Below are 12,014 nucleotides of genomic sequence, written 5' to 3' on the forward strand. Positions count from 1 at the left end.
TCGGCGACATGAAGACGAAGACATCGACGCCCCCCGCCGAGGCCCCCGGCCGCTCGCGCCTGGCCGACGTCGCGCGCGTGGCCGGCGTTTCCAAGGCCACGGCCGACCGCGCGCTGCATGCGCGCAAGGGCGTGCGCTCGGCCACGGTGCAGCGCGTGGTGCGCGCGGCCGCGCAGCTGGGCTACCTGCCCGACGAGAGCCTGCACCAGGTGCTGCGGCCACGGCCGATGGAGCTGATCTTCCTGCTGCCGGCCGGCACCAACCAGTTCATCCGCATGCTCGGCGACTACGTCGGCATCGTCGAGAAGCAGCTCGAGCCCTTCAACGTGCGCTGCCGCCGCGTCGAGATCGAGGGCTTCGATGCCGAGGTGCTCGCCGCGCGGCTGCTGCGCCATGGCCGGCAATGCGACGGCATCGCCTTCGTGCCGCTCGAGCATCCCGCCGTGCGCGAGGCCGTCGCGACGCTGGCCGACCAGGGCGTGCACCTGCTCACGCTGCTGTCGGACCTGCCGGGCTCGCGCCGCGCCGCCTATGTGGGCATCGACAACCACGCGGCCGGCCGCACCGCCGGCTATCTCATGGGCCGCATGCTCGACCGCAAGTCGGGCAAGGTCGGCCTGATCGCGGGCAGCCTCAGCTACCGCGGCCACGAGGAGCGCGAGGTCGGCTTCCTGCAGGTGCTGGCCGAGCAATTCCCGGGGCTGCGCGTGGTGGGCCTGCGCGAGGGCCACGACGACGTGGCGCAGAACTACCGCCAGGCGCGCACCTTGCTGCGTCAGCATGCCGACCTGGTGGCGCTCTACAACATCGGCGGCGCCTCCGAAGGCATCGGCCGCGCGCTCAAGGAGGCGGGCCTCGACCGCAAGGTGGTCTTCATCGGCCACGAGATCACGCCCGACACCCGCGCCATGCTGATCGACGGCACGCTCGACGCGGCCATCAACCAGAACCCGCAGACCGAGGTGATGAACTGCGTGCGCATCTTCGCCAACCTGCGCGCGGGCCGCGATGCGCTCGCGGGCGTGGAGCCGGTGCGCGCCGGCATCGCGGTGCGCGAGAACCTGCCCTGATCCCTCCTTTCCTCACACGACTTCAAAAGACACGACACGACCATGGACATGACAGGCAAGAAGGTGCTGGTGACCGGCGCCGCCGGCGGACTCGGCACCAGCATCTGCTGGGCTTTCGCACGCGCGGGCGCGCAGGTGCTGGCGCTGGACATCGATCCGGCCAAGGGCGAGCGCCTGGTCGCGGCCGGGGAGGGCGAGGGCGCCGAGGTGCGCGCGCGGCTGCGCTTCGTGCAGGGCGACCTCGCCGATCTCGGCGCGCTCGCGGCGCAACTGGCCACGCTCTTCGAGGCCCAGGGCGGCATCGACGTGCTGATCAACAACGCCGCCATCTATCCCTCGCGCAGCATCGAGGAGTTCAGCATCGAGGAGCATCGCCGCGTGCAGGGCGTGAACGTCGACGCGGCGCTGGTCTGCGTGCAGGCCGCGCTGCCGCACATGAAGCGCCAGCGCTTCGGCCGCATCGTCAACGTCGTCAGCATCACGATGTACGGCGGCTGGCCGCTGCTGCTGCCCTACGTCACCTCCAAGGGCGCGCTGCTCGGCATGACGCGTGCGATGGCGCGCGAGCTCGGGCCGCACGGCATCACGGTCAACGCGGTGTCGCCGGGCGCCTTCCCGACCGATGCCGAGAAGATCCATCCCGACCCCGAGGGCTACGAGCGCTTCGTGCTCGAGCACCAGTCGGTCAAGCGCCGCGGCGCGCCCGACGACATCGCGAACGCGATGCTGTTCTTCGCGGCCGAGGGCAGCGGCTTCATCACCGGCCAGACGCTCAACGTCGATGGCGGCTGGGTGATGCAGTAGCCGCCGGAGCCCCGACCCCTCCGCTCCACGCCTCCACCACCAGCTAGGGAAATCCCGTGATCGCAGCCACGGGTTGCAACGCTAAAGTCGTACTTGTTAGCGCTAACAGTTAGCGCTAATAATCTCGCCAACAGCAGCGCGACGGCTTCGGCCGGACGCCTCGAATCCCACGGCAGGGCCTGCCGTCATCGGAGACAGACACACATGAAGCAACGCCTTTTCACCGGCCGCCGCGCGGCCCTCGCCGCGATCGCCATCGTTCCGGCCCTGCAGCTGCTCGCCGCGGGCAGCGCCCAGGCGCAGGCCGCCGGCAAGCAGGTCGTGACCTTCGCCGCATCGAGCTTCGCCGAGCCCGGGCGCGGCGAGAAGATGCGCGCCTGGATCGGCAAGTTCAACCAGAGCCAGGACAAGGTCGAGATCCAGCCGGTCACGATCCCGTTCTCGTCCTTCGCGAGCACCGTCTTCACGCAGATGGGCGGCAATGCCGGCCCCGACCTCGTGCGCTTCGACCTGCCCGAGTTCTATGCCGCGGTCGATGCCAAGCGCCTCGTGCCCATCGACGACGTGATCGCCGACGGCGCCTTCCCGCTCACCGGCCCCGACAAGTACATGAAGATCGGCGGCAAGCGCTACGGCGTGGTGTTCGAGGTCAGCAACTACGCGATGGTCTACAACAAGGCGTTGCTCAAGGGCACGCCGCCTGCGAACTTCGACGAGTTCCTGGCCGCCGCCAAGGCCGCGACCGCCGCCGGCAACTACGGCTATGCCTACCGCGCCACCATGGCCGAGCGCGGCGGCTTCTGGTATGACCTGTGCAACTACGTCTACGGTTTCGGCGGCCGCTGGTCCGACGAGCAGGGCAACCCGACCATCAACAGCGCCAAGGTGATCGAGGGCGTGGCGGCCTACAAGAAGGTCTACGACGCCGGCGCGATCCCCAAGGGTGCCGATGCCGCCACCTACCGGCGCATGTTCGCCGAGGGCAAGATCGCGATGCAGGTCGACAACGGCGGCGTGGCCGCCAACCTCGCGACCCAGGCCAAGGGCTTCGAGTTCGGCGCCGCGCCCTCGCCGTTTCCCACCAAGGCGCAGGGCATGATCCTGGCGCCGATCAGCATCAACGCCAACAGCAAGAACAAGGCCGCGGCCGGTGCCTTCCTGCAGTGGATGCTGACGCCCGAGGCGCAGCGCGAGCTGCAGCTGATCCACGGCGCCTCGAGCGTCGCGATCGCCGTGCCGCGCTCGGCCGAGGAGGTCGCCAAGTGGCCCTGGATCTCGGTCTACGACCAGCAGACCGCCAACAGCGTGCCCGCGCTGCCGCAGGGCCTCGAGGTCAAGGCGCCCGAGATCCAGCAGATCGTGATCGAGCAGGTCATCAAGGTGCTGCAGGGCGGCGTCGATCCCGCCAAGGCGATGAACGACGCGCAGCAGACCGTGCTGAGCCGCGTGCTCAAGCGCTGAACCCGCGCTGCATCCCGTGACGATGAACGCCACGCTGTCCTCCGCCGCCGCGGTGGCCCGCCGCGAGGGTGCGCGCCGCCGCGCGCGCCTCGACGGCCATCCGCTCGCGCCCTATGCGCTGGTGCTGCCGGCCACGCTCTACCTGCTCGTGTTCCAGGGCTATCCGCTGTTGCGCGAACTGGTGCTGAGCTTCACCTCGACCTCGCTGCTCGCGGCCTCGCAGGGCGAATGGGTCGGCCTGCAGAATTACGCCGACCTCTGGAACGATCCCGACTTCCACCGCGTGATCTTCACCACGCTGCTCTACACCGTGGCCTGCGTGGCCTCGGCGATCGGGCTGGGCCTGGCCTCGGCGCTGCTGCTCGACGCGCCGTTCCGCGGCCGCGGCATCGCGCGCGCCGCCGTCACCATCCCGTGGGCCGCGCCGCCGGTCGCGGTGGCGCTGATCTTCATCTGGATCTACAACGCCCAGTACGGCGTGTTCGGCCACACGCTGCGCTTCTTCGGCATCGCCGCGGGCAGCGAGAACTGGCTCGACAGCATGCAGCACGCCATGCCCGCGGTGCTGATCACCACCATCTGGCAGATCTTCCCGTTCGCGTCGGTGGTGCTGCTGGCGGCGCTGCAGGGCGTGCCTTCCGAGTTGCGCGAGGCGGCCGTGATGGACGGCGCCGACCGGCTCAGCGTGTTCAAGGCGGTGGTGTGGCCCACCATCCGGCCCTCGGTCGCGCTGCTGGCACTGTTCTCCACCATCTGGTCGCTGCGCCGCTTCGACCTGATCTGGCTGCTCACGCAGGGCGGGCCGGTGGGTGCCACCAACACGCTGGTGATCGACCTCTACCGGCGCGCCTTCGTCAACCACCACCTGGGCCAGGCCGCGGCCGTCGGCATGGTGGGCGTGGCGATCGCGCTGGCCGTGACGCTGGTGTACTTCCGCTACACCGCGCGCGCCGAACGCGAAGGAGAGCGCTGATGCACGCCGCCATGAGCCGACAGGCGCTGCGCATGCTCGCGGTGCTGGTGCTGCTGGGCGCAGCGGCCTTCCCCATCTACTGGATGCTGGTGACCTCGCTCACGCCGACCGAAGCGCTGTTCGCCGACCGGCCGCAGCTGCTGCCGTTGCTGGGGCAACTGCCGGTGTATGCGAGCGTGTTCGCCATCAAGCCGGTGGCGAGCTGGCTCTTCAACAGCGCCTGCGTCGCGATCGGCACCACGGTGCTGAGCATCGCGCTGGCGGTGTTCCCGGCCTATGCGCTGTCGCGCTTCCGCTTCGGCGGCAAGGGCGCGATCGGCTTCGGGCTGTTCGCCACCCAGATGCTGCCCGAGGCGATGCTGGTGGTGCCGTTGTACGCGATCTTCGCGCAGATGCAGCTGCTCAACACCCTGAGCGGCCTGATCCTCGCGAACACCGCTTTCACCGTGCCGGTGATCACCTGGATCCTCAAGGGCGCCATCGACGGCGTGCCGATCGAGGTCGAGGAGGCCGCGCGGGTGGACGGCTGCTCGCGCATCGGCATCGTGCTGGGCGTGGTGGTGCCGCTGATCGCGCCCACGCTGGCCGCGGCCGCGGTGATCTCCTTCTTCCATGGCTGGAACGAGTACGTGTTCGCGCAGACGCTGATCACCGAGGAGCGGCTGCACACGGCCTCCGTCGGCCTGGCCGGCTTCATCGGCGAGCTCAGCACGCCGCTCGATGCCGTGATGGCGGTGGGCGTGATGTACACGCTGCCGGCCGTCATCTTCTACCTGATCGTGCAGCGCCACGTCGTCTCCGGCATGACGGCCGGCAGCGTCAAGGGCTGAGAAGGCATGAATGAACCTGCTGCGCACCCCGATCTCGCGTCTGCGGTCCTCGCCGTACCTGAGTACGGCTCCGGTCCTCGACGCGACCTCGGGGCGCTCGCGACGGTTCCTTCACGCCTTCTGAGCGCCCGTCGAACCCGAATAACCAAACGCTAGATCTTCAATCCATGGCTTCCATCAAGCTCCAGGACATCACCAAGAACTTCGCCGACAAGCATGTCGTCAAGGGCGTGTCGATCGACGTGCCCGACGGCGAATTCCTCGTGCTGCTCGGCCCCTCCGGTTGCGGCAAGTCGACCCTGCTGCGCATGCTCGCCGGGCTCGAGAGCATCAGCGGCGGCGAGATCCACATCAACGAGCGCCGCGTCGACGAGCTGCCGCCGACCGAACGCGACATCGCCTTCGTGTTCCAGTCCTATGCGCTCTATCCGCACATGACGGTGCGGCGCAACATCGCCTTTCCGCTGATCATGCGGCAGCACCGCTGGTGGTTCCACATCCCGCTGCTCGGCGGCATGGCCAAGCGGCGCATCGAGCGCTCGCCGGCCGTCTCGCAGCTGGTGGAGCGCACCGCGCGCACGCTGGCGCTGACCGACTGGCTCGACAAGTTCCCGCGCACGCTCTCGGGCGGCCAGCGCCAGCGCGTGGCGCTCGGCCGCGCGATGGTGCGCGAGCCGCAGGTGTTCCTGATGGACGAGCCGCTGTCGAACCTCGACGCCAAGCTGCGCACCACCATGCGCGCCGAGATCTCGAAGCTGCACCAGCGCGTGGGCGGCACCTTCGTCTACGTCACGCACGACCAGGTCGAGGCGATGACCATGGGCACGCGCATCGCGCTGCTCAAGGACGGCGTGGTGCAGCAGTTCGGCAGCCCGCGCGAGATCTACGAGGCGCCCGCCAACCTCTACGTGGCGCGCTTCATCGGCACGCCGCCGATGAACCTGCTGCAGGCCACGGTGAACGCCGACGGCAGCGCGCTCGCGCTCGGCGGCGAGGCCTCGATGCCGCTGCCCGCGCACCTGCGCGGCCTGGCCGCGCCCGGCGCCGCGGTGGTGCTCGGCCTGCGGCCGAACGCGCTGACGGTGGCGCGCGGCGGCCAGGGCCTGGCCGGGCGCATCGCGCTGGTCGAGCATGTCGGTGCCGAGTCGCTGGTGGCGGTCGCGCTCACCGAGGCGCGCACGCTGCACGACGAGGAAGGCGCCGCGAACGCCGACCTGATGGTCACGGTGCCGGGCTACACCGACCTCGCGAACGGCGACCCGGTCGCGGTCGGCTTCGATGCCGCGCAGGCCGTGCTGTTCGACGCCGCCACGGGCCGCAACCTCGCCGCCGCGCCGCGCACGCACTGAATTCTTCCCACCCCTCACGTCCACACACTCCATGAACAAATCCTCCGCCATCCTCGAGGGCTTCCGCGTTCTCGACTGCTCCATCGCCATGGCCGGCCCCTTCGCGGCCCAGCGCCTGGGCGACCTGGGCGCCGACGTCATCAAGGTCGAACCGGTCGCCGGCGAATGGCAGCGCCATGTCTCGGCCGGCGGCGCGCGCGGCAACCGCATCAATGTCTCCTTCCTCTCGCTCAACCGCAACAAGCGCAGCCTCGCGGTCGACCTCAAGAGCGACGAGGGCCGCGACGCGCTCTACGAACTGGTGCGCGGCTCCGACGTGTTCCTGCAGAACTACCGCCCCGGCGTGGCCGAGCGCCTGGGCGTGGACTACGCCACGCTCTCGAAGATCAACCCGCGGCTGGTCTACGTCTCGATGTCGGGCTACGGCGAGGACGGTCCCTACAAGCTCTGGCCCGGGCAGGACCTGCTGCTGCAGGCGATGAGCGGCGCCATGCTCTCCACCGGCCGCGCCGGCGAGCCGCCGTCGCCCGCGGGCCAGTACCTGGTCGACGCCATCACGGCCTCGACCGCCTTCGAGGCCGTGATCGCCGCGCTGCTGCACCGCGAGCGCAGCGGCGAGGGCCAGCTGGTGCAGGTCAACATGCTCGATGCCATCGTCGCGCTGCAGATGCAGGAGCTGTCGGTGTTCAGCGTGGCCGGCAAGCCGCAGGAGCGCACGGCCGAGCCCCATGCCCACGTCTACATCCGCGCGCCCTATGGCGTGTTCGCCACGCAGGACGGCTTCCTCGCGCTGGCCTTCCCGAAGATGGCGGCGCTGGCGCAGGCCATCGGCGCGCCGGTGCTGGCCGACTTCGACGACGAGCGCGACACCTTCGCGCGGCGCGACGAGATCTTCTCGATCACGCGCGAGAAGCTGCGCCACCGCAGCACCGCCGAGTGGCTCGCGGTGTTCCGCGCGGCCGACATCTGGGCCGGCCCGGTCTACGGCTATGCCGACGTCATGAACGATCCGCAGATCGTCCACAACGGCACCTTCGTCGAGTACGAGCATCCGACCGAGGGCAAGGTGAAGACGCCGGGCTTCCCGATCAAGTTCACGCGCACGCCCTCGAGCGTGCGCCGCGGCGCGCCGCTGGCGGGCCAGCACACGCGCGAGATCCTCGGCGAGCTGGGCTGGAGCACCGAGCGCATCGACGGCCTGCTCGCGGCCAAGGTGATCGGGGAAGAGACGCTGTGAGCGGCGCGCCGATCAAGGGCCTGACCTGGGACCATCCGCGCGGCTACGTCGCGCTCGAACGCGCGGCCGAGCGCGCGCGCGCCGAGGGCCTCGACCTGCACTGGGAGCGCCAGCCGCTCGAGGGCTTCGAGTCGCATCCGATCGAGGACCTGGCCGAGCGCTACGACCTGATCGTGCTCGACCATCCGCACATCGGCGACGCGGTGACCGGCGACTGCCTGCAGCCGCTCGAATCGCTGTTCGCGGCCGACGACCTCGCGCGCTGGCGCGCCCAGAGCATCGGCCGCTCGTTCGACAGCTACCGCTATGCCGGCGTGCACTGGGCGCTGCCGCTCGATGCCGCCACGCAGGTGGCGGTGGCGCGCAGCGACCGGCTCGAGGGCCCGCTGCCGCGCAGTTGGGCCGAGGTGCTCGCGCTGGCCGCGCGCCAGCCGGTGTGCCTGTCGCTGGCCGGCCCGCATGCCGCGCTCTCGCTGTTCAGCATGGCGGCCGCGCACGGCGATGCGCCCACGGGCAGCGAGCCCGGCCGGCTGTTCACGGGTCAGGGCGCCACCACGGCCTGGGAACTGCTGTCGGAACTGCATGCGCTGGCCTTCCGCGGCTGGGCCGGGCTCAACCCGATCGGCATCCTCGATGCGATGTCGCGCGATGCACAGGCCGTGTACTGCCCACTGGTCTACGGCTACGTCAACTACGCGGTGGCCGGCGCCGGCACGCGGCCGCTGCACTTCGCCGACGTGCCCGCGGGTTCGCACGGCCTCGGCTCGACGCTCGGCGGCACCGGCCTCGCGGTGAGCCGGCGCGCGACGGTCAGCGATGCGCTGCGCGCCCACCTCGTCGCGCTGATGAGCCCGGCGATGCAGGAAGACTTCATTCCCTTCGCCGACGGCCAGCCGAGCGCGCGCAGCGCGTGGAGCAACGAGCGCGTCAATACCGCCTGGAACGGCTTCTTCGCGCAGACCCAGGCCACGCTCGAGGCCGCGATCGTGCGGCCGCGCCACCCGGGCTACATCCCGTTCCAGACCGCGGCCTCGGCGCTGGTGCGCGAGATGCTCGCCGACCGGCTCGCGGCCAGGGCCGCGCTCGAGCGGCTCCAGTCCCTCTACCAGAGCCACCGGCCCGCGGGCAGCGAAGTCTGAGCCCGTCTTCCCTTCTTCAGTCCACATCGCCATGAACCACATCCTCTTCGAGGTCCGCGACCGGGTCGCGACCCTGATCCTCAACCGCCCCGAGAAGCTCAACGCCGTCACGCCCGAGATGGCCGATGCGCTGGTCGCCCACGTGAAGGACTGCAACGCGCGCGCCGACGTGCGTGCCGTCGTCATCACGGGCGCCGGCGAGAAGGCCTTCTGCGCCGGCAGCGACATCGCCGAGCTCGACGGCTACGACACGCCCTGGACCTTCCGCAACCGGCCCGACTACTGCGACGCGATCCGCGCGCTGCGCAAGCCCGTGGTCTGCGCCATCAACGGCTATGCGCTCGGCGGCGGCCTCGAGACCGCCATGTCCTGCGACATCCGCATCGCGGCCGAGCACGCACGCTTCGGCGCGCCCGAGGTCAAGCTCGGCTGGATCGGCGGTGGCGGCATGTCGTACATGCTCGCGCACAGCATCGGCGCCTCGAACACCGCGCTGATGCTGATGGGCGGCGATCCCATCGGCGCGCAGCAGGCGCTGCAGTGGGGCCTGGTGAGCGAGCTGGTGCCGGCCGCCGAGCTGCTGGCGCGCGCGCAGGCCATTGCCGCCACCATCGCGAGCCGCCCGCCGATCGCGGTCGAGACCGCCAAGGCCAACCTGCGCGCCGCCTATGCGATGCCGCTGGAGACCGCGATCCAGTACGAACGCGACCTGCAGACCGTGTGCTTCGCGACCGAGGACGCGAAGGAAGGCCGCGCGGCCTTCAAGGCGCGCCGTCCGGCCGTGTTCGAGGGGCGCTGAGATGCAGGCGATTCCCGACATGGTCGACGCCGCGGCCACGCTGCCCATCGATGCGGAAAAAGCGCTGCTCGTGGGCCGCGCCTGGCTGCCGGGCGAGCAGGGCGGCCCGACGCTGGTGACGGTGCGCGAAGGCCAGTTGGTCGACATCGGCGCGCTCGCGCCCACGGTCTCGGCGCTGCTGGAGCGCGAGGATGCGGCCAGCGCCGTGCGCGATGCCGAAGGCGTGCCGCTCGGCACGCTGGCCGACTGGCTCGCAAGCACCGCCGCGCACGGCCCCGATCCCGCGCAGCGCCACCTGCTCGCGCCCAACGACCTGCAGGTGGTGAAGGCGGCCGGCGTGACCTTCGCGGCCAGCATGGTCGAGCGCGTGATCGAGGAACAGGCGCGCGGCGATGCGAGCCGCGCCGAGGCCGTGCGCCGCCAGGTGGTGGCCGTGGTCGGCGACGACCTCTCGGGCATCGTGCCGGGCTCGCCCGAGGCCATGCAGCTCAAGCAGGTGCTGCTCGCGCAGGGCCTGTGGTCGCAGTACCTCGAGGTCGGCATCGGGCCCGACGCCGAGGTCTTCACCAAGGCCGCGCCGCTGGCCTCGGTGGGCACCGGCGTGCAGGTGGGCCTGCATCCGGGCTCGACCTGGAACAACCCCGAGCCCGAGGTCGTGCTCGCCGTCGACAGCCGCGGCCGGACCGTCGGTGCCGCGCTCGGCAACGACGTCAACCTGCGCGACTTCGAGGGCCGCAGCGCGCTGCTGCTGGGCAAGGCCAAGGACAACAACGCCTCGTGCGCCATCGGCCCGTTCATCCGCCTGTTCGACGCCCACTACGGCATCGACGACCTGCGCGCCACCGTGGTCGAGCTGCGCGTGGAAGGCGAGGACGGCTTCGTGCTCGAGGGCTCGAGCTCGATGGCGCAGATCAGCCGCGATCCGCTCGAGCTGGTGCGCCACGCCATGGGCGCGCATCACCAGTACCCCGACGGCATCCTGCTGTTCTGCGGCACCATGTTCGCGCCGATCCAGGACCGCGACGCGCCGGGCGCCGGCTTCACCCACCACGAGGGCGACCGCGTCGCGATCCGCGCCGAGCGGCTGGGCACGCTGTTCAACCGGGTCGGCCGCAGCGACCGCGTTCCGCCGTGGACCTTCGGCATCGGCGCGCTGATGCGCAACCTCGCCGCGCGCGGGCGGCTTTGAGCGCGGCGGTGGCCGGGCGCGCTTGGCGGCAGAATCCGGGCCACCCATGACAGAACCCGAAAAAAGACAGGGCCGCCGCCGCTTCGGCACCAATTCCGTCACCATGGCCGACGTGGCCCAGGTGGCGGGCGTGTCGGCACAGACCGTGTCGCGCGTGCTGCGCGACCCCGAGGGCTGCACGCCGCAGACGCGCGAGCGCGTGGAGGCGGCGATCCGCAGCACCCGCTACGTGCAGAACCTCGCGGCCAGCCACCTGGCCTCGAACCGCAGCATGACGGTGGCCGCCGTGATCCCGCAGATCGCGGCCTCGGTCTTCGCCGAGACGCTGCAGGGCCTGTCGAACGTGCTGCTGCAGGCCGGCTACCAGGTGATCATCGGCCACACCGACTACAGCCACGAGCGCGAGGAGGCCGTGGTGCGCAGCCTGCTGGGCCGACGCCCCGACGCCTTCTTCCTCGTCGGCACGCGCCACACCGACGCGGTGCGCGAGATGCTCGCGCGCGCCGCCATTCCCGTGGTCGAGAGCTGGGCCTGGACGCGCAAGCCCATCGACCAGCTCGTGGGCTTCTCGAACCAGGAGGCGCTGGCCGCGGCCGTGGCCTATGCGCAGCGCCGCGGCTACCGCCATCCCACCTTCGTGGGCGCCGCGCGCCCCGGCGACGACCGCGCGCGCGAGCGCCTGGACGGCTACACCACCGGCATGGCGCGCCACTACCCGGGCCAGGCGCCGCGCAGCCTGGTGGTGGAGGACCTGCCCTACACCATGGGCAGCGGCAGCACCCTGCTCGAGGCCGCGCGCGCACGCTTCCCCGACAGCGACCTGCTGCTGTTCTCGAGCGACCTGCTGGCCTCGGGCGCGCTGCTGGCCTGCCAGCGGCTGGGCATCGCGGTGCCGAAGCAGCTCGCGATCATGGGCTTCGGCGACTACGAGATCGCGCGGGAACTCAACCCCGGCCTCACGACCATCGCGGTGCCGACCGTGCGCATGGGCGAGGAGGCCGCGCGCATGCTGGTGCAGCGGCTGCGCAGCGAGACGCCGGCGGCGCGCAAGCGCGATTTGGGTTTCGAGCTGATCGAGCGCGGGAGCGCCTGAACGGGACCGCGCCCCGCGGGGCGCCATGAGAAAAGGGGCCGACCGTCGCCGGTCCGCCCCTTCTCGTCGT

At 70.9% G+C, this 12,014-nt stretch carries 11 protein-coding genes; all 11 read left to right on the plus strand.

Annotated features, from left to right (window positions below; translation table 11 throughout):
- Positions 1 to 8: 8 nt before the first annotated feature.
- The gene (locus R0232_RS34740) at positions 9 to 1,070 is read left to right on the plus strand and encodes a LacI family DNA-binding transcriptional regulator (protein WP_208513560.1); all 1,062 of its coding nucleotides are present in this window, start codon (positions 9 to 11) and stop codon (positions 1,068 to 1,070) included.
- Between the two features lie 42 nt (positions 1,071 to 1,112).
- The gene (locus tag R0232_RS34745; protein WP_431513844.1) at positions 1,113 to 1,874 is read left to right on the plus strand and encodes an SDR family NAD(P)-dependent oxidoreductase; all 762 of its coding nucleotides are present in this window, start codon (positions 1,113 to 1,115) and stop codon (positions 1,872 to 1,874) included.
- Between the two features lie 204 nt (positions 1,875 to 2,078).
- Positions 2,079 to 3,335: an ABC transporter substrate-binding protein gene (locus R0232_RS34750; RefSeq protein WP_431513845.1), complete on the plus strand. Its 1,257-nt coding sequence runs from the start codon at positions 2,079 to 2,081 to the stop codon at positions 3,333 to 3,335.
- A 22-nt stretch (positions 3,336 to 3,357) separates the two neighbouring features.
- Positions 3,358 to 4,308 carry a carbohydrate ABC transporter permease gene (locus R0232_RS34755; protein ID WP_093345691.1) on the plus strand — a complete coding sequence of 317 codons (951 nt, stop codon included), beginning with the start codon at positions 3,358 to 3,360 and terminating at the stop codon, positions 4,306 to 4,308.
- Positions 4,308 to 5,138, plus strand: a complete 831-nt coding sequence (locus R0232_RS34760; protein WP_431513846.1) for a carbohydrate ABC transporter permease — start codon at positions 4,308 to 4,310, stop codon at positions 5,136 to 5,138. The genes R0232_RS34755 and R0232_RS34760 overlap by 1 nt, the downstream gene beginning before the upstream one ends.
- A gap of 167 nt (positions 5,139 to 5,305) precedes the next feature.
- Positions 5,306 to 6,487, plus strand: coding sequence for an ABC transporter ATP-binding protein (locus R0232_RS34765; protein WP_431513847.1), 1,182 nt, complete (start codon positions 5,306 to 5,308; stop codon positions 6,485 to 6,487).
- Positions 6,488 to 6,518: 31 nt separating this feature from the next.
- Positions 6,519 to 7,724, plus strand: a complete 1,206-nt coding sequence (locus tag R0232_RS34770) for a CaiB/BaiF CoA transferase family protein (RefSeq protein ID WP_093345697.1) — start codon at positions 6,519 to 6,521, stop codon at positions 7,722 to 7,724.
- Positions 7,721 to 8,863, plus strand: a complete 1,143-nt coding sequence (locus R0232_RS34775; RefSeq protein ID WP_431513848.1) for a hypothetical protein — start codon at positions 7,721 to 7,723, stop codon at positions 8,861 to 8,863. The genes R0232_RS34770 and R0232_RS34775 overlap by 4 nt, the downstream gene beginning before the upstream one ends.
- A 31-nt stretch (positions 8,864 to 8,894) precedes the next feature.
- Positions 8,895 to 9,662, plus strand: a complete 768-nt coding sequence (locus R0232_RS34780; protein ID WP_057590038.1) for an enoyl-CoA hydratase/isomerase family protein — start codon at positions 8,895 to 8,897, stop codon at positions 9,660 to 9,662.
- Position 9,663: 1 nt separating this feature from the next.
- Positions 9,664 to 10,851: a fumarylacetoacetate hydrolase family protein gene (locus R0232_RS34785; RefSeq protein WP_431513849.1), complete on the plus strand. Its 1,188-nt coding sequence runs from the start codon at positions 9,664 to 9,666 to the stop codon at positions 10,849 to 10,851.
- A gap of 46 nt (positions 10,852 to 10,897) precedes the next feature.
- A complete protein-coding gene (locus tag R0232_RS34790; RefSeq protein ID WP_296783351.1) occupies positions 10,898 to 11,944 on the plus strand; it encodes a LacI family DNA-binding transcriptional regulator in 1,047 nt (348 codons plus the stop codon).
- Positions 11,945 to 12,014: the final 70 nt, after the last annotated feature.

Source organism: Variovorax sp. DAIF25 (genome assembly GCF_050711835.1).
Taxonomy (GTDB): Bacteria; Pseudomonadota; Gammaproteobacteria; order Burkholderiales; family Burkholderiaceae_C; genus Variovorax.

Bases quoted from the DNA above. Each gene is read 5' to 3' on its own strand.
- R0232_RS34740 (WP_208513560.1), top strand. From the start codon at position 9: ATGAAGACGAAGACATCGACGCCCCCCGCCGAGGCCCCCGGCCGCTCG.
- R0232_RS34765 (WP_431513847.1), top strand. From the start codon at position 5,306: ATGGCTTCCATCAAGCTCCAGGACATCACCAAGAACTTCGCCGACAAG.
- R0232_RS34790 (WP_296783351.1), top strand. From the start codon at position 10,898: ATGACAGAACCCGAAAAAAGACAGGGCCGCCGCCGCTTCGGCACCAAT.
- R0232_RS34750 (WP_431513845.1), top strand. From the start codon at position 2,079: ATGAAGCAACGCCTTTTCACCGGCCGCCGCGCGGCCCTCGCCGCGATC.
- R0232_RS34760 (WP_431513846.1), top strand. From the start codon at position 4,308: ATGCACGCCGCCATGAGCCGACAGGCGCTGCGCATGCTCGCGGTGCTG.
- R0232_RS34785 (WP_431513849.1), top strand. From the start codon at position 9,664: ATGCAGGCGATTCCCGACATGGTCGACGCCGCGGCCACGCTGCCCATC.
- R0232_RS34745 (WP_431513844.1), top strand. From the start codon at position 1,113: ATGGACATGACAGGCAAGAAGGTGCTGGTGACCGGCGCCGCCGGCGGA.
- R0232_RS34770 (WP_093345697.1), top strand. From the start codon at position 6,519: ATGAACAAATCCTCCGCCATCCTCGAGGGCTTCCGCGTTCTCGACTGC.
- R0232_RS34755 (WP_093345691.1), top strand. From the start codon at position 3,358: ATGAACGCCACGCTGTCCTCCGCCGCCGCGGTGGCCCGCCGCGAGGGT.
- R0232_RS34780 (WP_057590038.1), top strand. From the start codon at position 8,895: ATGAACCACATCCTCTTCGAGGTCCGCGACCGGGTCGCGACCCTGATC.